Genomic DNA, 21,212 nt, shown 5'->3' with positions numbered 1-21,212 from the left:
TGCCATGAAGAACACCATGAAGCTTCGCAAGGTGCTGTCGACGCTGGCCGCCCTCGTGCTGTCGGCGGGCACGCTGGTGGCAACCGCCCCGGCACAGGCCGCCGTCACGGTCGACGGCAACGCCTGGTACGTCGTCGTCAATGCCAACAGCGGCAAGGCGCTCGACCTCTACAACTGGATGACCGGCGACGGCGCCGAGTTCCGCCAGTGGAGCCGGCATGACGGCACCAACCAGCAGTTCCAGCTCATCAGTTCCGGCAACGGCTACTACCGGCTCAAGAACAGGCACTCGGGCAAGGTCGTCGACGTGTGGAACTTCTCGACGGCCGACGGGGCCGCCGTCAACCAGTACACCGACCACGACGGCACGAACCAGCAGTGGCAGCTGGTCGGCTCCGACAACAACGCGGTGCGCTTCATCAATCGCAATTCGGGCAAGGCACTCGAAGTCGCCGGCGCATCCACCGCCGACGGCGGCGACGTCACCCAGTACACCGACTACAGCGGCCGCAACCAGACCTGGGCGCTCGTGCCCGTCGGCGGAGGCGGCAACGTGGTGCTGCCGTCCAGCTTCCGCTGGACCTCGAGCGCTGCGTTGATGGTGGCCAAGCCTGCCGCGCAGTTCCCGGAAGTGGCGATCAAGGACCCGTCGGTCGTCTACTACAACGGCCTGTGGCACGTCTTCTCGACCCAGGCCAAGGGCAACGGGTGGGGCCTGGAGTACCGCTCCTTCACGGATTGGTCGAACGCCGGCGCAGCGACGCCCTACTTCCTCGACACCACCGCCATCGGCGGTGGGTACAGGGCAGCACCGTTCGTGTTCTTCCATGCGCCATCACGGCTGTGGTACCTCGTGTTCCAGAACGGCAACGCCGCCTACTCGACCAATCCCGACATCGGCAACCCGGGTGGATGGAGCGCGCTGAAAACCTTCTACGGCAGCGTCCCGCCGATCGTCCAGCAGAACACCGCCGGTGGCGGCAACTGGCTGGACTTTGCCGTGGCCTGCGACACGGCCAACTGCCACCTGTTCTCCGCCGGCGACAACGGGCAGATCTACCGGTCCCAGACCACGCTCGCGAACTTCCCCACCGGCTTCGGCAACACGGTGATTGCGCTGCAGGATGCCGATCGCAACAAGGTCTTCGAAGCACCCCAGGTGTACAAGGTCCGCGAGACCGGGCAGTACCTGCTCATCGTCGAGGCCATCGGAAGCAGCGGCCGGTACTTCCGCTCCTGGACCGCGAGCAGCCTGGGCGGCACCTGGACCCCGCTGGCCGCGACCGAGTCCAGCCCGTTCGCCGGTGACGCCAACGTGAGCTTCCCGACCGGCAAGTGGAGCCAGGGCATCAGCCACGGAGAGATGCTGCGCACCGGGTATGACCAGAATGTCGAGATCAGTGCCTGCAACATGCGCTTTCTCTACCAGGGGCTGGCGCCTGGGGCGAGCGGCGACTACGGCAGGTTGCCGTACCGGCTCGGCGTGCTCACGCAGACCAACTCGCCCTGCTGAGGGGCCCCGCGCAACCCCGTGAATTGCTCACGGGGTTCATGCCGGCGAACCTTTGATCATGGTTCGATCATGCATTGGATTCGAAGGCTGCCCACACTGTCGGCGTGATGACACGATGGGGGCGCGATCGATGGTTCCACTTGAATTCCCCAGGGTGGCGCGGGCGGGGTTGCTGAGGCCGTTTCTCTTCATGGCGCGCATCCTCTTCGGCGACTTGAAACTGGAACGCGACGGACGGGACTTTCACATCCGCATCGCGGCGACCTCGCCCGACGCCGAACCGCAGGCGCGGACCGAAAAGGCGATCGCCGAAGCGGCGCCGTTGCGGGCCGCGCTCAAGGAGCTGCTCGATCCGCATCCCCAGGCCCGCAAGGTGCTGCGCCACCTGCGGTACGTCGAGCGTGCACTGGCCACCCAAGGCCTGGCTGCAATGGCCGCGATGCCTGTCGATGTCCTGGCGGTTGCGCTGAGGCAGCTGGATTCGATCGTCTCCAACGGGTCGAACCGTCAGCTCGCAGAGCTGCGTTCGAAGATGGCCGTCGCCGTGCTGGCCCAACCGGAAGATCCGCTCTACGGCGAGAACGGCGATCGGCTGTCCGACTTCGCGACGGAATCCCGGCTGATGGTCGGAGACGCTTCGCACTCGGTGTTCATGGAGCTCGAACGGCAATACGAGGCCCTGCTTCCACCGGAGGCGATCCGTGCTTCGCTCGATGCGACAAGGAAAGCTGCTTGACCGCGACCCGCTGCGCCTGCTCGGCCAGGACGCGTGCACGCGGCGTTCAACGGTCGCTGCAGGACTTCCGCGGGTACTCGATGGCACAGGCCGAAGCTCAGTCGAATGGCATGGGCGGGCCGCACTTGCGTTGACGCAACAGGATCTTCACGATGAGCATGCCAAGCCAACACCCCAAGCGCATCACTGCGACGAGCGCACTGCTGTGCGCCCTGGTGTTGTCCGCCTGCGGGGGCGGCAATGGCTCGGGCACCGCTGCAGCGCCGGTTGGGTCAGCGCCTGCGCCTGCGCCCGCGCCCGCACCTGCGTCGTCAATCACCGCAGACCTGGGTGTGCCCAATCGCCTCCTCGTCGGCCTGGGCGCCGGCAACGCGGTCGCGGACATGAAGAGCCAGCAGATTCAGCCGGACATCATCGACACGTATCTTGTCGGGGTGGGAGCCGGTTCATGGCAGCATTGGAACGACCCGGACGGGGCCTACGTCACCTATGTCTCGGCGAACGTCAGGGCCACCGGCGCCGTGCCGATGTTCACGCTCTACCAGATGGCCTCCAACGGAGACGGGAACATCAGCGGCATCAACGACGCGACGTTCATGGGCAACTACTGGGCACAAGCCAGGTTGATGTACCAGAAGATCGGCGCGACGGACCAGCCCACGCTGGTCAACCTCGAACCGGATTTCTGGGGCTATGTCCTGGCAACCGCACCCGGCGGCGACCCGGCAAGGATGCCGGCACGCGTGAGCATGGTGACGGAATGCGCGAACCAGCCGGATACCGCTGCGGGGATCGCGGGATGCCTGTTGAAGCTCGGGCGGACCTACGCGCCCAGGGCGAAGATCGGGTTTCCGCCATCCTTCTTCGGAAGCGATGCCACCACCGTTGGCACCTTCATGGCGAAACTTGGCGCAGACAAGGCCGACTTCATCGTGGGGCAGACGAGCGATCGCGATGCCGGTTGCTTCGAAGTCGCATCGCCGGTGGCCGAGTGCGCGGGCCGCGGCAACGGGCCGTTCTACTGGGACGAAGACAACGCAGCGACACCCAACTACAACCAAAGCCTTGCCGACTGGGGCACTGTACGAGGCCTGCTCGGCAATCTGCCCATCCTGTTCTGGCAGACGCCGATGGGCGTGCCCTCTGCAACGCCCGGCGGCACGCCCGGCCACTACCGGGACAACCATGTCCACTACATGCTCACCCACCCGACGCAGTTCACCGCCGGCGGTGTGTTTGCGATCGTGTTCAGCGGAGGCGGCAGCACCTCGGCGAACATCACGACCGATGGCGGACAGTTCGCGCGGCTGTTCCAGGCCTACTTGAAGAACCCGGCCGCGTTTCCTCGCTGAGGCGTTGCAAGGCGCCGCTCTGCGATCGCGGCTCGTTCCTTGGCTGCGCTGCGGCTGCGCCGGAAGTACGAGGTGCCTGGCAAGCAACGCCAGGTCCTTGATCGCTTTGGCAGGATTGGCAGGCCGTGTTGGGCCGCAACACTTGAGCGCCAGCGGCAACCGCGGAAACACAAGGTTCACCGAGCGGCTGCAAGATCGCCGGATGAATGCACCGTCCGCGTTCGTGCGTCACTGGATCCGCGGCCTGTTGCTGGGCATGGCGGCGGCAAGCTTGCACCCGCTTTGCGCAGCAGCCAGTGACGCGACCCGCTGCGAGGCCGGGGCTTCGCCGAGCTGCTTTTTCTCCATCACCCCCGCGTCTCTCGGCGGTACGTTCCACTACTACGCATCGCTTCAACCAAGTAAAGGCACACCCACCTCGGCGATCGTCGCGATGCATGGGCACCCGCGCGACGCCAACAAGACCTTCGATGCAACCCTGCTGGCTGTCAAGCTGGCCGAGCGCTTGCCCTCGACGCTGGTCATCGCCCCGTTGTTCCAGGTCGATGAAGCCCGCGCCGCCAAGTGCCGCAATCCCGGCGTGCCCATGGCCGAAGCCGAGGACTTGACCTGGACCTGCAGCTCCTGGATGGAAGGCGAGCGGGCAACCAATGGGGCGCATCCGTCCTCTTTCGCTGCGTTGGATGCGCTGCTCGCCGAGCTGGTCCGTCAATGGCCGAGCCTGCGGATCGTCACAGTCGCAGGCTTCTCCGCCGGGGGCCAGATGGTGCAGCACTACATCGGCTTCGAAGCGGCGGCTCTTCCGACCAGGGTGGCGCTGCGCTTCGTCGTTGCCGATCCCGGCAGCTGGCTGTATTTCGACTCTGCCGAGGCATGGCCGGCACCGCAGGCACCGGCCGAGGACTGCCCGACGCTGCGGCGCTGGAGGTACGGTGTCGAGGAAATGCCCGTGACCCTGGGCCGAAGCGCCGCCGAAGCCCGTACGCGCTATGCATCCGCCGACATCAGCTACCTCGAAGGAGAGCTCGACGCCGGTGCCGACTCGCATACCGCCTACGGTGCCCTCGACAAGAGCTGCGCCGCCATGGCGCAAGGCCCGTACCGTCTGCAGCGCGGCCAAGCCTATGCCGAGTATGACCGCCAGCGTCTCGCGCCAACCCTCCAGCGTCGCATCGTCGTTGTGCCTGGCTGCGCCCACGACGTCTCCTGCGTTTTTCCGTCCCCTGCCGCTCGGGCAGCGCTCCTCGGCCGGGCACGTTGACGCCCGCCGGCACGGACTTTTCGTGCAAATTCGACGACCAATTTCACTGACGACCGTTGATATCCCGGCGCAGGACTCCTTGGTCGATCGGTTTGACCTCCGGAGTACGAGTTGAGCCATGCGTCAACGAAGGTCGTTGATCAGCATCCACACGCCCCAGCTGGCGGAAAGCAGCCCACCCACAGCCAACAGGATGCTGCGCCGGAGCAAGCGCCGGGACAGTTTCGGAACCAGGACGATCCATTCGGGGTCGCCGGGGTGTACCAGAGCGGATCTTTGCATCCCGCGCGGAAAGCTCTCCACCAGCATGCGCTCGACTTCATCTTCCGGTGCGCCGGTGCGGTGGTCGCCTCGAAGCAGGCCGAAGCCCCGCACCTCCCTGCGTTCGTCTTCACGCCAGAGGATCAATTCAGGCGCCACATCGGTGCGGAGCGTCGCATCGACGATTTCGCCGCGCTTGCGCAGTGCGGATCCTCGAACAATCACATCGACCTTCTGCCATCTGCGCGCACGCCATGGGAGCAGCCACCACGTGGCGCCGCGCCAGAACATGACGAGGCCAATGGAAAAGAACGCGACCCAGACGTTGCTGCCCAGTTTGGACGTGATCCCCAGCAGGAGGAACAGGATCACGAGCGCTCCGATCGCGCGGCCCAGGGCACCGATCAAGGCCACACACCCCTCATCTCACGGAAAGGCCGAAGACCTCCCGCACTGCCTTGATGGCGGCGAGGGGATCGCTCGTCCCGTCGAGCACTTCTCGAAAGAGCTTGCGCGGGCTTGACGTCATGAACAGCAGCCTACCGGAAAACCGACATCGGCGACCGGCCGCTTCTGGCCGAGGCTGTGTGAGAACTGCGCCATAGGCACAGCTCCATCAGCGATGCGACGCGTTGGAAGGCGGCATGGCGATCCACAGTGTTGTGGTGCCGCCGGAAGGCCTTCACGCAGGCCGTGGAGCGGCCCAAGCGAGCCTGTTGAAGGCAACAAGGGGCTCACGCCCCCATCGAACTGACCGCCTTCATCGTTCTGGCCATGCCCAGGATGCGCAGCACGCGCTTGAGGTTGTAGGCGAGCACCTGCAGACTCATCTCGGTGCCGACGTTGCGCAGCCTGCGCGTCAGGAAGTGCGTCGAACCCATCCAGTGCTTGAGCGTTCCGAAGACGTGTTCGACCGTGCACCGGCGCAGCGTCATGGCCTCGGGTTGCTGGTCGAGGCGCCGCTGCATGGCATCGAGCACCGCCTCGTGCTCCCACCGCGAGATCCGCCTGTAGTCGCCGGGGGTGCACTGCGCCTTCATCGGGCACTGCGGGCATGCGCTGCTCCAGTAGCGCCGGATCTGCTGGCCGTTCTCTTCTCGCGTAAAGCGGTAGATCGCGCGTTGACCCGCAGGGCATTGGTACTCGTCGTCCTTGGCGATGTAGATGAAGTCGCGCTTGTCGAACCGGCCCTCGGCCTTCGCGTTCGAGGTCAGCGGCTTCGGCACGAACGGCACGATGCCCGCGTCGTCGCAGCCCTTGATCTGCGGAGCATTGAAGTAGCCGCGGTCGGCGTAGGCGCGCAGCTTCGGCTTGTCCATCGCCTCGCGCGCCGTCGTTGCCATCTTCGTGAGCTGTGCTCGATCATTGCCGATGTTGGTGACCTCGTGCGCCACGATCAGGTGGTGCTTGGTATCCACGGCAACTTGCACGTTGTAGCCCACCACGCCGGTGCCCTTGGCCTGCGACATCATCGAGCGCGAGTCCGGGTCGGTCAGCGACAGCTGTGCCTCGGGCTGGCGCGCCAGGCGCTCCTGCAGTCGATCCATGCGCCGCATCTGCTCGCGCAGCGTCTTGATCTTGTCCTTGAGCCTGTCGGTCTTGGCTACGAACTCGCCGGGCTGCGTCCGGTCCGCCGAGTCCAGCGCGTCCAGGTAGCGCTGGATGCTCTCYTCGATCTGCTTCTTGCGCGCCTCGATCTTGGCCGGCGTGAAGTTGCGRTCRCGGCTGTTGACCGCCTTGAACTTGCTGCCGTCGATCGCCACGGCGGCCTGCGAGAACAGCTTCAGGTCACGGCACAGCTCGACGAAACGACGGCACACGGCGCGGATGCCCGCGCCGTTGTCGCGCCTGAAATCGGCGATGGTCTTGAAGTCCGGCGCCAAACGGCCGGTCAGCCACATCACCTCGACGTTGCGTTGGCACTCCCGCTCCAGTCGCCGGCTCGACTGCACGCGGTTGAGGTAGCCGTAGATGTAGATCCTCAGCAGCACCGCCGGGTCATACGAGGGGCGCCCTGTTGCCGCCGGCGTCATGCCCTCGAAGCCCATCGATGCCAGATCCAGTTCCTCGACGAACGCGTCAACCACGCGAACCGCGTTGTCCTCGGCAATGAACTCGTCCAGCGACTCCGGTAGCAACGTGACCTGATGCCGATCCTGCCCCTCAACGAACCTGCCCATATCGACTCCTTCTCGATATGCCTTCAAACTCTACGCAGCTGCGGCCAATCGCGGATCGGGGTTTTCACACAACCTCGGCCAAGAGCGGTCCGTCGCCACAGTTCGCCTTTGATGACCAAGGACAGCGGGCGATATGCGCCGGCACTGCGCCACAATGGCGCTTAGACTGCGCTCCTTCCGATTTCGCATGAAGAATTGCGGCGATAGCTCGGTCATAACCGGCATCCGTATGAGGACTGCATGACGGCCTATGACAAATACCTTGTTGGCCTGGATGTTGACTCGCTACCGAATGGAGCCAAGGAGGTTCTGGTTGCGCTCGGCCAGTCTCAATACGGGGATCCAGTGGACCAGCTTTGCTTCTTCTGCCACGACCCTATCGTGGTAGAGCCGCTGACCCTACCTGGCGAGAGCCGCCCGACCTCGTGGCGGCATTCGTGTCCGTGCGGAAAATGCAATGGGACCATGCGAGGCCTGTGACCTACAGCGTGCTTGCGCGTTCCGTGAACGCGCTGGAACCTGGCGACGTGAGACAGAGTCCGGCCAGAAGCAGGTGTTCTCCGGTGACCGCTCTTGGGTATCCCCGCCCAGACTCAACGCTTTTTCACCCTCCGTCATAAGGACGCGAGATCCTCATGAAAGACCAAATGACCTCTATCCGGATCACTCCGCTTCTACTCGCGCTGTTCGCTGGCGTGACCGCAACGTCAGTGTTGGCGGGGGTGGAAGAGGCGGCTGAACGGGGCGCCAGATTGCTGGCTGAGGCGCCGGTCCGTACCTTCAAGAAGGCCGTTGAGGTCTGCTCTAGGCAAGAGCAACCAGACTCGAAGTTTGTCGAGACTCTGTTTGATAGCTATATGGAAGCCTTCTACTCCGGCACTAAGGCTGGCCTCCTTGAGGTATACAAAGCGGGGAGCGACAGCAAGCAGGGTGACCCATACCCGCCCGCGGCAATTGACATTCAGTTGAGGGAGGGCGAGCAGAACGCTCAGGTGATGCAGGGTTCTCCAGCAGCTTGCAAAAGACTCGAGGCGTACTTGGCCTCAGGATCTGCCGCCACATTTAAACAGTTCGTGATAGATGGTTTTCGGGAGTACCAAGAGAAGAGAAATAAATACTGCTCTCAGTCCCCAAAGCCGAAGAACTGCGACTGAATGCCGCGCAGAACTTGAGCGTTGGCCTCCGGGCAGGCAAGCCGAGACTGACAGTCTCAGTAGTGGGTCGGTCGCGCGCATCCACGGCTGGCCTGCGCGAATGTCTGCTTCGCGGCCGAGCATCTCGACACCTCGACGGGCGGCTCAGGGTCGATTCGAGCCCGTCACTCTGGTGGAGACCGGTCGTTCGTGGTGCGGCGCGACATGGCTGCAACACTGGCGGCGGTCATCCGCCCGCTCGCTGACGTTCGTGGCCGCGCCAGCGTCGAGTTCAAGGTCGGCTTAGTGGTGGACAGCGTGAATCGGACTCGCCGGATCGACCGACCGCAACCGCTGCAAAGGCGTCATCGCCATCAAATCGATTGGACCAACGTGGGCAGTCGCCGTGCAGCGCACGCCCTCAAAAGAACAAATACCCCGACAAGTTCGCCATGTTCCTCGCATCATCAATCCCCCGATGCGGGCTCCCCACACACTCCAGCCCGACGCGCCGCAACGCATCCCCCAGCCCGCAAGGTTTGCGCAGATTCAGGTTCTCCGCAAACCGCTTCTTGATGTTGATGTGCTCATCCCCAAAAGGGAACGGCGCGCCATGGAGCGCGCAGTCTTGCCGCAGCTGGTGCTTGTCATAGTCGCCCCAGCTGCAGAAGGTTGGCTTGTCGAAAGAGCCCACCCATGCAGCAAAGCGCTGCAGCACGGCCGGGAAAGCTTCTGCTGAATCCACATCGCCCTGCCTGATCGACGTGAGCCGCTTGCAGAAATCGGTGAGCGCCGGGTGCCTCATCGGCTTCACGAAAGACTGGAACTCCGCCCGCACGTTCGGACCGTTCTCGAACAGCGCCACGGCGCCGATCTCGATGATCTCCATCTCATCCCGGGGCACCTGGCCCCGGTCGCAGCACGTGGCTTCAAGGTCGACAATGATGTAAGTCAAGCAGCGCGCTCCAGCGGTGAGCCGCCATCCTAGCGGCATCATGCCGTTTGACAGGCAGATGCTGCTCCACAACCGTCCGCCTTTGGCCGAGATCACCGCTGACGGTGCGGCGTTGTCGCACGGCAAGCTCAGCGCGCGTCATCACCGGCATTCTGGATTGTCCGCAAGACCGCGATGGCGCCTGAGATTCTGACCTCACTCGGCTCCTTCCTCGAGGGCGAGTCTGTCGGCGCACCCTTGGCAAACGACGCGACAGCCGAGAGCAAGGCAATCCAAAATGCGCAATGCTCGATCTGGGTCCATGTGCGCCCGGTGAACCACTCCATGTCGAGCGGTCCGAGTCTCTGCAGCAGAAAGCTGTCCGCGCTCGGGCAGCGTGCCTGCGGGGCTGACAGCGTGTAGCCGTAGCACTGCGTGATCGAGCTGGCGATCACGCCTCCAGCAAACCCGGCGACAAGAAAGGAGCCGAGCGTGAGCCAGACAAAGAACCGGCTCAGGTTAATGACGAAGACTTCGCCACGTTTGAGGCTTGCGATCGTGACAAACGCCGAAGCGAGACTCAGGTAGAAGCCGATATGGAATTTGGTGTAGTCGAACAGCAGCTCCAAGCCCTTGAGGTCGGCTCCCAGTACCACTGCATCTGTCATGCTCGCGTCTGCCATGTTTACCTCCGTTGGTGAGCTGTGAGAATTTGACGTGCAGTTGCGGACTCCGCACATCCGCAAACAAGCGGATGTCGATATCGATTGACTGATCCAGAGTCTGGACTTCCGGTGAATCACAGGCAACGGGAGGGCTCATGTCCAATCTCGACTTGGCTCATGGCCCTGCCATCGAGCCATTGCAACGCACGATCAAGCTCTTGCTGATCTCGGCCGCGGCGTTGGCTGCATTGGTCGCGCTGGCCTATGTGGCTTGGTTCCTGCCCAGCAAGCTGAGCAACGACCCCAAGGATTGGGCCAGCCTGGGGAGCTACCTGGGCGGGACGCTGGGCTTGGTCTGGTCGGCGTTTTCGCTTCTCGCCGTGCTGCTCACGCTGCATTTCAACACCCGAGTGCAACAGAGAATTCAGACGAAGGAACTGCAAGCGGACCGGCAGAAACGAGAGTTGATCTTCTCCCTCCTGAAGGACGAATTCACGCTCAGGTGGGAGGGCATCATCCTGCAAGACCTGCAGAAGCTCTCTGCCGAGAACGACAAGCTTCAGGTCGCGGCTTGGCTGATCGATATCCAGATGCGCGACGACGATCTGTTTGTCTGCCACACCATCGCCAACGGGTTCTCCGAGTACTACTTCTTGGAGGACCACGCTCTGATCTCGAACATTATCTACGCCAACGTACTGATGCGTGATCTCGCCGACCATCAGAAGGCGGTCATAAAGCTCTGGAACGTAGACCCAGCGACAATCGCAGATGATCTTCCGGTGCGCATTCGCGAATTGGTGGAAAAGATGAAGGCGGTCGGCCAGAAGATCATCGCTCGGGTCGGATCGAGCAAATCTATTCAACAGCAGAATCACGCGGCCACTGGTTAAGTCCAAGCATTGGGCATTCAACCCAGCGAGACCGGGCCGCAGAAGTGCCCAAACGCCTCAGTCGGCGAACTGAAGATGGGGAGATCGCTCTGGCTGGACCATGGGCCAACCCGATCAGTTGCAGTCGATCAGCACCGGGTTCCCCAGCGCCTTGTTCATGCGCTGCACGAGGGCCTTGGCCTCCTCGAAGTTCATGTCGCTCGCCGCGATGAACACCGCCGTGGCGCCATCCGTATTGCACGGCCCCGCATGCGGCAATCGCACGCACCGGATCGTTGCACGGGCGGTGGGCGTGGTGCCGCCGGCCCCCTCGGTGTCCTTGATGGGCTGTTGCAACCCGGCGCGCTTGACGGCTGCCAGTGCCGCACCCGGGCAATGTCCGATCGGGATGCGCAACTGGGTTCGCTCCAGATACAGCGCCGGGAAAGCCTGGGCACCCTGGATCGGCAGGGTCATGCCGGCGATGACCCCCAGGCTGAAGAGTGCAGTCGTCGCGTGGTTCATGGCGGTCTCCGCAAAGTAGGGATCGGTCGTTTCACTCGGGCGATACGACTGTGATCCGCATGCGAGATGGCCRCATCCGCAGGCTTGAGGAGGGGCGTCATCTTTATTTCTGCATGGTAAAGTTTTGCAAACGTCTGGCAACGATCCGGGCGGCAACAAGGGTTTGAGGGGATCCTGAAGATGCAAGCAACGTCGGCGCGTGCGCGCGGCGATTGGGGCTCGATCTTCCGCAGCACCGATGACGGGGCGGGCGGCAGATGGGCCACATGGACGCGCGCTGTGAAGTTCTATGGTCGCCTGGTGCTGCGCTGGCCGAGTGTCGAGAGATGCATCACCTCCATGCACCAGCTCGGCATCGATCTCGGCGCCCACTACTCCATCGAGATCAGCCTGCGGCCCATGCGCCCCTACCTGTGCCGCGGCTTCACCGTGGCGTCCCGGGCCCGGTGCGTTCTCTCGCACTTCCACTGGCTGCACACCACGCTGCGGCCCGAGGTGTCGCGGTCGCTCTGCCAGCACCACAGCGTCTCGATCCCGTTGGATGTGGCCGGCTGCCCAGGCGTTGAACTGATGCTGCGGCAATCCGCCTCGCAGAGCCGCGAAGGCGAATTGAGCCTCGATCTCTATCACCAGCAACGCCGGTTGATGTCGGCCACCTTCAGCGTGGTGGATGGCCGGGCCGCGGCCCTGCACCCAGGCACCCCGAGCACGATGCTCGTGGCCGGCTTCCAGGGCGTGCGGGGCACCGAGCAAGAGATGCGCGAACTGGGTGCCTCGCTGCAGAAGCTGCGGCCCTCTGCGCTCCTCATCTGCGCCCTGCAGGGGCTGTGCGCGGGATGGCAATTGCCTGCGCCGCTGGCGGTGTCACGCCAATGCCACGTGTATGCCAGCTACGCCAGAAAGCGCAGCATCCAGCTCGATTACGACAGCATCTGGTCCGAGGCCGGCTCGGATCGCATTGCGTCGAGCTATTGGCAACTTCCGGCCTCGCCGCTGATCCGCACGGACGACCAGGTCCCTTCGAAGCACCGTGCGCAGCATCGCCGTCGCAGCGCATTGAAGTTGACCTTCTTCGATGCGTGCCGGGCGGCTGCCCTCTCGATGTCGACCCGGGTTGCGCGAGAGCCGGAGTGACCCGGGCGGTGCAGGCCAGCGAAGAGAGAAGCCCGTTGCCATTCCGATCGATTCACGGGCTTGGCTTCACGGGCTGCACGACACTTTGACTTTGGGCTTGAGAATCCCTTGCAGGCGACACGAGAAGGCTGCATAGCGAATGGTGACGTCATCGTTCGACGTCCATCGAATGGACTCAATTGCGGCTGTCGTCGGATCTGGGAGCTTCATTCCGCCTTGTGAAAGTGCATTGAGGTCCAGTTCTTTGGCCGCCACCAGCTTGCTGCAGCAGCCTTCGTCTCCATAGGTCAAGGTCTCGATTCGCAGAACTGGATGGTCGTAGACAAGGCCCTGCCGCACAACGACCAGCCTGTTGAACCGGCCTCGAGTCTCTTGTGAGGTTGGGCCGTACGATGGTCCTGTGCCAACAAGGGTTATCAGTGCATATGGCGCTGGCGTTGGCTTGACGGGCTTGAGCGCCACTTCGGTGGATTCAGCGCCCCAGGCGCTGGCGATGAGCAGAAGAGGCGCTGAAAGAAGTAGCCACTGCACGTGACACCGGGTGTTTGGCATGAGGAATGGCTGGAACCGAAGGGACTAAGGCGCTGGCTGCACATCGCGCTTGCCGACCATCCGGCGCAGCAGCTGAACCTGGATGAGGTACGCGACCACGAGCGCGGCAAGAACGAGCGCCCAGTGACGATACGCGAAGCCCGGTTGATGAAAGCGGACCGGCAGATCGGTGGCTTCAACCAGCATGGCCACCTCGACGATCGCCAGCAGTGCGGCCACGGATCGCGCCCAAAGAGGCGTCGCATGCGTTCGAACCACGGCCCCGGTGCGCCTGCCCGTGAGACGGAGGAAGAAGCCGAGCGTGACAGCGCCCAGGATCACAGCCACCAGAAGCTTCCCGAGTACCGCAGCAAGCGTGGCCCCCGACAGAGAGAACGCAAGGCCAATGAGCTCGGCAAAGACTTCGAACCGCTTGGCTATTCCATTGCGTAAAGCGCTCAGCATCGTGAGCTACAGGCACGCCCACAACAGCACCTCGCGCTGCTGAGCCCGAGCGGACCCTGCAAAGGCCGAGAGCTCGCGCAGCAATGGCTCGACATCCTTGGCATTCCACCGGTCACGCTTTGCCGCCTCGGTAGAGGCCCATGCCTTGGCCGCGGCCGCGATCTGGTCGTCGCTCAAGAGCGCCAGGCCTTCCACCAGATCGGAAGGGAGAAGGTCGATCCACGGGCCTTCCTCGCCACCGTTCGCGAGCTTCCGGAAGCCCTTCACGTACTCGGTGACGGCCTCGTTCTCGGGTGGCTTTCCCTCGAGGATGAAAGCGAGGCTGGCCAGCTTGATTTGATCGACGGTTCTGGCCTCCAGCGTGGGCCACACGTTGGCGTGCCCGGGTGTCGACATGATGGCTTCCGCCTCTTCGGCTGTGGCGGCAATGAGATCGATGAGCATGTTGTGTTCCGGTTGCCCCGGGCTTCTTGATGGCCCATTGTCGGCGTTTAGACTGCAGCCGCCAATTCCTGAGCATGGGAGAACACGAACGATGACCGAGCATGCGGTGGTGATCGCCGGCGGGGGCCCGACAGGGCTGATGCTGGCAGGCGAACTTGCGCTGGCAGGGGTGGACGTCGCCATCGTCGAGCGCCGGCCCAACCAGGAACTCTCCGGCGCGCGTGCGCTGGGCATCTCGTCGCGCACCATTGAAGTCCTCGACCAGCGCGGCATCGCGGATCGATTCCTTTCGGCGGGGCAAGCCGCGCAGATCACGGGCTTTGCCGTCACCCGCCTGGACATCAGCGACTTCCCGACCCGCCACAACCACGGGCTTGCGCTGCGCCAGAAGCACATCGAGCGGATCCTTGCCGGCTGGGTCGCCGAGCTCGGAGTGCCCATCCTCTACGGCCACGAAATCACGGGATTCGTGCAGCACGACGCCGCGGTCGACGTCGCCCTCGCCGACGGGCAGGCCCTGAGAGCGCGGTACCTCGTCGGATGCGATGGCGGGCGCAGCCTCGTGCGCAAGACGGCCGGCATCGACTTCCCGGGCTGGGATCCGACCACGAGCAACATCCTCGCCGAAGTGGAGATGACGCAGACGCCGCCCTACGGCGTGCATCGGTCGCCCGCGGGCACGTATGCCTTCGGCCGGTCCGAATTCGAGATCAAGGGCGGCGAGATCCACTACAAGGATGTCGGGCCCATCGGCGTCATGGTCACCGAGCCGAACGCGAATGCGACCACCGAGCCGACGTTGCGCGACCTGAAGGAGCTGCTCATCGCCACGTGCGGCACCGACTATGGCGTCCACAGCCCGACCTGGATCTCCAGGTTCACCGACACGACGCGGCAGGCCGCCAGGTATCGAAGCGGACGCGTCCTGCTCGCCGGCGACGCCGCGCACGTTCACTCGCCGATCGGCGGGCTGGGGCTCAACACCGGGCTGCAGGATGCGGTGAACCTTGGATGGAAGCTGGCGCAGGTGGTCAAGGGCACGTCACCAGACAGCCTGCTCGACACCTACCATGCCGAGCGCCACCCGGTGGGTGCGCGCGTGCTCAAGACCACGATGGCGCAGGTTGCGCTGCACCGCGAGGACGAACGCTCGCGGGCCGTGCGCGACATCGTCGGCGAGCTCCTGAAGATGGAAGAGCCGCGCAAGCGAATCGCCGGAGAGATGTCGGGCCTGGACATCCATTACGACCTCGGCGAGGGCCACCCGCTGCTCGGACGCCGTATGCCCGATCTCGAGCTGGTCACTGCGAGCGGCCCGCTGCGGGTCTTCAGCCTGCTGCATGGCGCCCGGCCGGTGCTGCTGAATGTCGGCGAGCCCGGGCGCCTGGACATCGCGCCGTGGGCAGACCGGGTTCGACAGGTCGACGCGAAGTACCTGGGATCGTGGGAGCTTCCGGTGCTGGGGGTGGTCGCTGCGCCCGGCGCGGTGCTGATCCGGCCCGACGGGCATGTGGCGTGGGTCGGAGACGGCTCTCGCTGGGGGCTCGTCGACTCACTGACCGCCTGGTTCGGGCCGCCGCGCTGATTCATCGGCGCGCGGAGGGCCGGGAATGAGGGCGTAAAGCAGGTAGTCCCGCGGCTCGCCGCGCACGATGCGGAAGTTTCGCAACGTGCCCTCGAACTGAAAGCCGCAGCGTTGAAGGACTCCGAGGGATGGCGTATTGGCCTCCAGCACGGTGGCCTGTACACGGACGAAGCCCTGGGCCGAGAAGCCCCAAGCCGCTGTGGCGGCACACACCGTTGTCGCGATGCCCTTTCCCCAATGCGCGGGGTGAAGGTCATAGGTGATTTCGGCAGTGCGGTTGAGCACCGAGATCGTGTGGAACCCCACCGTGCCGATGAGCTTGCCGTCGGGCTGGGTGCAGACTGCGAAGTGAATCGGTGTTCCCGCATCCGGCGCGTTGATTCGGCGCAGGATCGCTTCCACGTCCTCGACCGAGCGGACGCTGGAACTGGTGTGCCGCATGACTTCAGCATCGCCTGCGTACTCGAACCACGCGGCTGCATCCGAATGCTCGATCGGCCGCAGCGTCAGCGGGTGGCCCTGGACGACGGGTGACGTGGTGGCTCGCATGGCTTGTCAGTCTTCTTGGTCGGCGGCTGCTTCCCCGCCCGATGAAGAAGGGTTGGACTTTGCCACCGCCTCTGTGGCGGAGCATCCCTCTGATTCTGGATAGAGTGAAAGCGACCTCGTATTTCCCTTGGTCTTGAACTCGCACCGAAAGGCGCCCAGTCCCTGGAAAGACACGACGTAGGAGGTACTGAAGGCTTGATGAGGATCGGCGGGGCAAGCCTCGCTCAGGCAGACTTCATGCAGAGCCTGAACGAGTTCTGCTCTGACTTCAATCCCTTCGGCAGGGCGAAGACTGCCTGCAACCTTGATCGAAGGCGGTTGACCGGAGACGAAGCGCAACTCCTCTGCGCCTTCACTCAGCGCGCGGCGCAGTTGGTCAAGCAGAAATGGCTTGGTGTTTTCGAACTCATCCCTGATCTCTTCCAGGGATGGCACCTCGCCCATCTCCGCCTCGATCTCGCCCACGCATCCCCAGCAATCCCCGCCGCAATCCATCGACAGAGGGTCATCTTGCTGGGCAAGTGGTCGACCGCAAATCCCGCACTTCATCACCGGATTGTGCATCGCGTCGTGTGCTTCCGGCTTCACGAAGGCAAGCGGGTCAGGTCCCACGGTTGGGCAAAGCCTTGCCCAAGGAATGCGCGCGTACCTGATAGCCGAGTTCGTCATAGAACGACAGGGCGCGCTGATTGAATGACCAGACGTTGAGCCTCATGTCGCTGGCGCCGCGAGATGCGCTCCACTCCTCCGCAAGGACCATGAGTCGCTTGCCGACGCCCCTGCCTCGAAAGGCTTCATCCACGCAAATGGAACCGATGCGCGCGTAGCGCCCGGGCTGCAGCAACGAGTTGCTTTCGTCGACGAGCATCACGGTGATGAACGCGACCAGGTTGCCGGCTTGTTCGGCAACGAATGTCACCGCATCGGCGTGACCGATGCCCCGGCGCCAATGCGCCTCGTCGCGCAGCGCATCAGACGGCGGTGCAAAGATGGCAGGCCAAGCCTCGTGGTGGAGAAGATTGACGACTTGGCCCAGCTCGCAGATCGCTGGTAGATCGTGCAATCGGGCTTCGCGATACTCGTTCGACATGCTGGCACTCCTGGCGTGGTAGGACGCGACCCGCGGCCAACTCTTGTTTCGCGATCTTGCCGCACCAGCAGCTGCTTAGTGCGGTGATAGACCAGAGAGGCCCATTGAACAAAAGCGGCCGGCTTCTCGACGAACTGACTGTCGACGCAGGAACAGCGAGTAGGCCGCCATTGCGTCACTGGGTGATGCCAGCCTGCGGCCCCACCTCGTGTGCAGGCACCGTCGAGTAAGGTGCGGGTCGGACCGACTTGACGGCATTCACTGCCGCCGAGGACGACTGGAGTGTCGACATCGCCGACGGATTGAGGATGAAGTCCTTGGGCGAATTGGTGTCGTAGTTGGCCACGCAGTCGCGGCCCAGCACCGCCATGCAGCTGTTGTTCGCCGCGGCCAGGTTGGATTCCAGCGGTGCGAACACCTTGTTGGAGCTCTTCTCCATGATGGGGAAGAAGTAGCCGGCCTTGGCGTAGTAGTTTCCTTCGACGAGGGTCACCGCGTCGTCGCTCGCACCGATGCCCATGTAGTAGTTGCTGTCGTAGTAGTTGTTCACGATGTGGACAATGCCGCCGCTGACGGCGCTGGAGGACTTGCCCACCTCGGGCGAGCGCCCCGAGGTGTTGTAGATGCGGTTGCCTGCCAGCGTGATGGTCTGGTTCTCTGCCACCAGCAGCATCACCCAGTAGTGGCGCGTGTCGCAATAGTGGCCGTAGTCGGTCGTGCCGTCGAAATCGTTGTTCGAGATGGTGACGTTCTGCGCGGTGCCCCAGCCGGTCACGATCATCTGGCGGCCGATGCGGGCGATGTGGTTGTGGTCGATCCACACCTTGCTGGCGTTGTCCAGCGTGATGGCGTCGCCGGCCCAGATGATGCCGTCGTTGATGTCGGTGATCGACAGGTTGCGGATGATCACGTTGGAGGCACCGCCGCGCACGGTGAGGCCCTTGCCCCTGATGCCCGAGGCGGCACCCACACCGATCAGCGTCTTGTTGGAGCCGACCAGCAGCGGCACGCCGCCAGCCGCGTCGTAGGTGATGTCATAGGTCTTCCGGCCCGAGCAGTAGCTCGAATAGTTCAGGATGCGCTCGGATTTTTCCTTGTAGCTGCAGCTGTTGTGGGAGTAGGTGCAGCCCAGGCTGGTCTTCGTGCCTTCGGTCCCGCGGAAGTCGATCACGCCCGAGACGCGAACGATGCGCGGCGTCGTGTCGGTGCACGCCCCGTTGGACGAAGTGGCGCACAACGCGGCCTGCAGCTGCGCCGGGGTGGTCACCGTGACCACCGTGCCGCCCTTGCCGCCGGTCACGCCGGCGCCGAAGCCCACCGGCCCGTCCGACGCGCCGGACCCACCCGGATTGCCGGAGCCCGTGGCGGCGGAGGCGATCCACTGCTGGTTGCCGGCACCCACGTAGGGCCACTGGATGATGGCGGCACCGTTGGCCGTGCTCGCCTCGTTCACGTCGAGCGCGAGGCCGCTGGACTTGGAGGTGATGGCGTAGTGGCCCGCGCCGTCGTCGCGGAACGACCATTTCTGCCACAGGCCGCCGCCACATCCCCATTGCTGGATGCCGGTGCCCTGGGCCGTCGATGCGCCGGGCACATCCATGCACAGGCCGCTGCCCACGTTCACCAGCTCGTACAGGCCGGCGGCATCTTTCAGCGCCCGCCACTGCTGGGAGGCTGCCCCGCTGCAGTCCTGGCTTTGCAGCCCCGCGCCGGAGGCCGTGCTGGCCCCCTTGACGCCGATGCACTTGTCGGCCCGCACCCCGGTGAGGGTGATGACGGAGCCGCTGGCCACGCCGGTGGAATCGGCCGAAGGCAGGGTCCATTTCTGGTGGCTGCCATTCGCCCATGAGGATTGCACGATGCGGGCGCCGTTGGCCGTGCTGGCTTCGAACACCTGGAGGGCCAGTGCGTTGTATTTGGAGAGGATGGCGAACTGCCCGTTGCCCTGGTTGGAGAAGTTCCACTTCTGGTAGTCGGCGCCGCTGCAGTTCCACTGCTGCAGGTTGGTGCCGCTGGCGGTCGACCCGCCGGTCACGTCGATGCACTTGCCGCTGCCCACGTTGACCACCTCGGCGTAGCCGGCGGAATCGACCACGAGTTTCCATTGCTGATAGTTCGATCCGCTGCAGCCCTGGCTTTGCAGCGGGGCGCCGGCTGCATCGGTTGCGCCGCCCACGCCGAGGCACAGCCCGCCGTTCACGCCCACGATCTTCGTGACGGTGCCGTTGACGACCTTCGCCGCATGCGCGGGCGAGAGCGGAGCCAGGGTGGCCAGCCAGGCCACCGCGATGGCGCTGACCAGGCGGCTCCGGGCCGCACGGACGCGGCGATGACGCAGGGAGATCGTGTGTGCACGAACCGCAGGCATCCAGCTCTCCAGTGATTTCATGGAGGCGGATGCTAGGTTTCAGGAAGCGGGAAGTCTTTCCCGATCAGCGACGGACTGCTTCCTTTGCGCCTGCTTGTGTATGCATTTGTGAGAACAACTTCTGCGGCAAATTTCCCCGCGCCGGGCTAGCCAAGGCGAATTCCATGGTGCTGGCTGTCGCCATCGTATGGATGAAGCTTGGCGAAAACCTGCTCTGATTCGATCTTCAGTGACGCTTGCGTAGAGGGCTGGAGCAGCTCTGCGCAATTCTTTGAAACCACCACATCCACAGGGCGTTGAATGAAGCTGCCGTGCTTGACGACCGACGATGCAGCCGAGAAGGACAGAACGAGTTGCAATGCCTTGTAGCCCTTCATGTGCCACTTGTCCGGAACCCCTGGCGGCAATGAGCTCCACTCCAGCAGGACCGTGACTTCCTCGCCGGGCTCCGACGGTCGGAAGCGGACTTCGCGCAGTACCAGCCCCGAAAGCGAAGGCGGGGGGCCGGCAAAGACATGCGTGACGGATTGAGGTTGAGTGAGGAAGTCGGTCCACATGGCGTCGGCTGGAAGAATGCGACATGGGCGGCAGGCCGCAGCAGGCGAAGCGGCCTTGGCGCAATCGGCCCAACGGAGGGTTTGCTCGCCTCAGGTGCTGGCACTGTAACGCGGCATGCGATCCCACCGGCCGATAATGAGCGGCCGCCGGTGACGACATGAGCGAACGCCTCTTTCTGCGCCTCGATGAAGACACGCTGCAAGGCCCCGAATCGGGCGCGCCGGCCGGCAGCCTGCGGTCCGTGTGCGTGCAGCCGGCGCTGCAGCAGCACGTCGCCCACATCCTGGGCTATCGCGAGTCGTTCGCTCGCGGCGAGCAGGTGCTCGAGCGCGTGGTCCCCGACGGCGCGGTGCGCCTTGCGTTCAGCCGCAGCAGCGGCGGCGCCTGGGTGTTGACGGTCATCGGCCCGTCGGCGACACCGGCGCTGGTGCCCCTGTCGGGTCGGATGGAGGGCCTGGCGGTCACGCTGCGGTCCGGGGCTGCGGCCATGCTGCTCGGCCTGCCTGCCGGCGAGATCGCGGGCCTGGCGGTGCCGGCCGACCAGCTGTGGACGCGCCGCGATGCGCAAGACCTGGCGCGCGCCACCGATGCCGTCGACGACGCCGCGCGCGTGCAGGCCGTCCAGCAGGCGCTGCTGCGGCGCCTGCAGCGGGCTCGGCCATCGGACACGCGCGCCGCGCTCCATGCCTTGCGCCTGCTGGGCGACAGCGCCGGCCGCCTGCGGGTGCGCGAACTCGCGGCCGCGGTGGGCCTGGGCGAGCGTCGCCTGCAGCAGCTGTTCGACGCCTGCTTCGGGCTGACGCCGCGCACCTGCGGCCGGCTGCTGCGGCTGCAGGGCTGCCTGCGCGCGCTGAGGCGGCAACCCACGCCGGCCTGGGCCGAGCTGGCGCTGGAGGCCGGCTTCTCCGACCAGGCCCACCTCGTCAACGAGTTCCGCGCGCTGCTCGGCTGCACGCCGGGCGCGTTCCGCCGGCTGGCGGCGGCGGGCGCGATTTCGCATTCTTCCAAGACGCAGGGGCCGGCAGCGGCGACGATGGCCTGACACCGCACACAGGA

At 64.5% G+C, this 21,212-nt stretch carries 22 protein-coding genes; 9 read left to right on the top strand and 13 right to left on the bottom strand.

Annotated features, from left to right (window positions below):
• The first annotated feature begins 4 nt into the window (after positions 1 to 4).
• The 4 genes from AC1DYN_RS03735 (at position 5) to AC1DYN_RS03720 (ending at position 4,862) form a co-directional block, all read left to right on the top strand.
• Positions 5 to 1,513 carry a non-reducing end alpha-L-arabinofuranosidase family hydrolase gene (locus AC1DYN_RS03735; protein WP_477957763.1) on the top strand — a complete coding sequence of 503 codons (1,509 nt, stop codon included), beginning with the start codon at positions 5 to 7 and terminating at the stop codon, positions 1,511 to 1,513.
• A gap of 190 nt (positions 1,514 to 1,703) precedes the next feature.
• On the top strand, positions 1,704 to 2,249 hold the full coding sequence (locus AC1DYN_RS03730) for a hypothetical protein (protein ID WP_477957762.1): 546 nt from the start codon (positions 1,704 to 1,706) through the stop codon (positions 2,247 to 2,249).
• A gap of 152 nt (positions 2,250 to 2,401) precedes the next feature.
• Positions 2,402 to 3,601 carry a hypothetical protein gene (locus AC1DYN_RS03725; protein ID WP_477957761.1) on the top strand — a complete coding sequence of 400 codons (1,200 nt, stop codon included), beginning with the start codon at positions 2,402 to 2,404 and terminating at the stop codon, positions 3,599 to 3,601.
• Between the two features lie 202 nt (positions 3,602 to 3,803).
• Positions 3,804 to 4,862 carry a three-fingered domain-containing protein gene (locus AC1DYN_RS03720; protein WP_477957760.1) on the top strand — a complete coding sequence of 353 codons (1,059 nt, stop codon included), beginning with the start codon at positions 3,804 to 3,806 and terminating at the stop codon, positions 4,860 to 4,862.
• Between the two features lie 123 nt (positions 4,863 to 4,985).
• Here the strand turns inward: AC1DYN_RS03720 and AC1DYN_RS03715 are convergent, their stop codons facing one another.
• Together AC1DYN_RS03715 and AC1DYN_RS03710 are read right to left on the bottom strand one after the other, a co-directional pair.
• Positions 4,986 to 5,537, bottom strand: a complete 552-nt coding sequence (locus AC1DYN_RS03715; protein ID WP_477957759.1) for a hypothetical protein — start codon at positions 5,535 to 5,537, stop codon at positions 4,986 to 4,988.
• Positions 5,538 to 5,857: 320 nt separating this feature from the next.
• Positions 5,858 to 7,303, bottom strand: coding sequence for an IS1182 family transposase (locus tag AC1DYN_RS03710; RefSeq protein ID WP_477957758.1), 1,446 nt, complete (start codon positions 7,301 to 7,303; stop codon positions 5,858 to 5,860).
• A 635-nt stretch (positions 7,304 to 7,938) separates the two neighbouring features.
• Here AC1DYN_RS03710 and AC1DYN_RS03705 point away from each other — a divergent pair.
• Positions 7,939 to 8,457: a hypothetical protein gene (locus AC1DYN_RS03705; protein ID WP_477957757.1), complete on the top strand. Its 519-nt coding sequence runs from the start codon at positions 7,939 to 7,941 to the stop codon at positions 8,455 to 8,457.
• 400 nt (positions 8,458 to 8,857) lie between these two features.
• Here the strand turns inward: AC1DYN_RS03705 and AC1DYN_RS03700 are convergent, their stop codons facing one another.
• A complete protein-coding gene (locus tag AC1DYN_RS03700; protein ID WP_477957756.1) occupies positions 8,858 to 9,391 on the bottom strand; it encodes a 3'-5' exonuclease in 534 nt (177 codons plus the stop codon).
• 128 nt (positions 9,392 to 9,519) lie between these two features.
• Entirely contained in the window at positions 9,520 to 10,053 is a 534-nt protein-coding gene (locus AC1DYN_RS03695) for a hypothetical protein (protein ID WP_477957755.1), read from the bottom strand.
• Positions 10,054 to 10,190: 137 nt separating this feature from the next.
• Between AC1DYN_RS03695 and AC1DYN_RS03690 the strand changes: the two genes are divergently transcribed.
• Positions 10,191 to 10,928, top strand: coding sequence for a hypothetical protein (locus tag AC1DYN_RS03690; RefSeq protein WP_477957754.1), 738 nt, complete (start codon positions 10,191 to 10,193; stop codon positions 10,926 to 10,928).
• A 114-nt stretch (positions 10,929 to 11,042) separates the two neighbouring features.
• Here the strand turns inward: AC1DYN_RS03690 and AC1DYN_RS03685 are convergent, their stop codons facing one another.
• The gene (locus AC1DYN_RS03685; RefSeq protein ID WP_477957753.1) at positions 11,043 to 11,432 is read right to left on the bottom strand and encodes a hypothetical protein; all 390 of its coding nucleotides are present in this window, start codon (positions 11,430 to 11,432) and stop codon (positions 11,043 to 11,045) included.
• 180 nt (positions 11,433 to 11,612) lie between these two features.
• Between AC1DYN_RS03685 and AC1DYN_RS03680 the strand changes: the two genes are divergently transcribed.
• Positions 11,613 to 12,566 carry a DUF535 family protein gene (locus AC1DYN_RS03680; protein ID WP_477957752.1) on the top strand — a complete coding sequence of 318 codons (954 nt, stop codon included), beginning with the start codon at positions 11,613 to 11,615 and terminating at the stop codon, positions 12,564 to 12,566.
• Positions 12,567 to 12,632: 66 nt separating this feature from the next.
• On the opposite strand, the gene AC1DYN_RS03675 is transcribed toward AC1DYN_RS03680, so the two are convergent.
• Genes AC1DYN_RS03675 through AC1DYN_RS03665 form a run of 3 tightly spaced genes read right to left on the bottom strand, consistent with a single transcriptional unit; the run spans position 12,633 to position 14,006 of the window.
• Entirely contained in the window at positions 12,633 to 13,097 is a 465-nt protein-coding gene (locus tag AC1DYN_RS03675) for a hypothetical protein (RefSeq protein WP_477957751.1), read from the bottom strand.
• Positions 13,098 to 13,142: 45 nt separating this feature from the next.
• Positions 13,143 to 13,562: a hypothetical protein gene (locus AC1DYN_RS03670; RefSeq protein WP_477957750.1), complete on the bottom strand. Its 420-nt coding sequence runs from the start codon at positions 13,560 to 13,562 to the stop codon at positions 13,143 to 13,145.
• A gap of 6 nt (positions 13,563 to 13,568) precedes the next feature.
• The gene (locus AC1DYN_RS03665) at positions 13,569 to 14,006 is read right to left on the bottom strand and encodes a hypothetical protein (protein WP_477957749.1); all 438 of its coding nucleotides are present in this window, start codon (positions 14,004 to 14,006) and stop codon (positions 13,569 to 13,571) included.
• Between the two features lie 91 nt (positions 14,007 to 14,097).
• On the opposite strand from AC1DYN_RS03665, the gene AC1DYN_RS03660 reads away from it, so the two are divergent.
• A complete protein-coding gene (locus AC1DYN_RS03660; protein ID WP_477957748.1) occupies positions 14,098 to 15,591 on the top strand; it encodes an FAD-dependent monooxygenase in 1,494 nt (497 codons plus the stop codon).
• Here AC1DYN_RS03660 and AC1DYN_RS03655 read toward each other — a convergent pair.
• From AC1DYN_RS03655 to AC1DYN_RS03635, 5 genes are all read right to left on the bottom strand, one after another.
• A complete protein-coding gene (locus AC1DYN_RS03655) occupies positions 15,559 to 16,140 on the bottom strand; it encodes a GNAT family N-acetyltransferase (RefSeq protein ID WP_477957747.1) in 582 nt (193 codons plus the stop codon). The genes AC1DYN_RS03660 and AC1DYN_RS03655 overlap by 33 nt on opposite strands.
• Positions 16,141 to 16,146: 6 nt before the next feature.
• On the bottom strand, positions 16,147 to 16,728 hold the full coding sequence (locus AC1DYN_RS03650) for a hypothetical protein (protein ID WP_477957746.1): 582 nt from the start codon (positions 16,726 to 16,728) through the stop codon (positions 16,147 to 16,149).
• Positions 16,729 to 16,741: 13 nt separating this feature from the next.
• Positions 16,742 to 17,230, bottom strand: a complete 489-nt coding sequence (locus AC1DYN_RS03645) for a GNAT family N-acetyltransferase (protein WP_477957745.1) — start codon at positions 17,228 to 17,230, stop codon at positions 16,742 to 16,744.
• Positions 17,231 to 17,405: 175 nt separating this feature from the next.
• Complete coding sequence (locus tag AC1DYN_RS03640; protein WP_477957744.1) at positions 17,406 to 19,598, bottom strand: RICIN domain-containing protein; 2,193 nt, start codon at positions 19,596 to 19,598, stop codon at positions 17,406 to 17,408.
• Positions 19,599 to 19,744: 146 nt separating this feature from the next.
• Positions 19,745 to 20,155: a hypothetical protein gene (locus AC1DYN_RS03635; RefSeq protein WP_477957743.1), complete on the bottom strand. Its 411-nt coding sequence runs from the start codon at positions 20,153 to 20,155 to the stop codon at positions 19,745 to 19,747.
• Positions 20,156 to 20,313: 158 nt separating this feature from the next.
• Here AC1DYN_RS03635 and AC1DYN_RS03630 point away from each other — a divergent pair, with 158 nt between their 5' ends.
• Entirely contained in the window at positions 20,314 to 21,198 is an 885-nt protein-coding gene (locus tag AC1DYN_RS03630) for a helix-turn-helix domain-containing protein (RefSeq protein WP_477957742.1), read from the top strand.
• Positions 21,199 to 21,212: the final 14 nt, after the last annotated feature.

This window comes from Rhizobacter sp. P2_D12, assembly GCF_056404395.1.
Note: the sequence above shows the minus strand (reverse complement) of the source record. Positions and strands in the feature narration are given on the sequence as shown.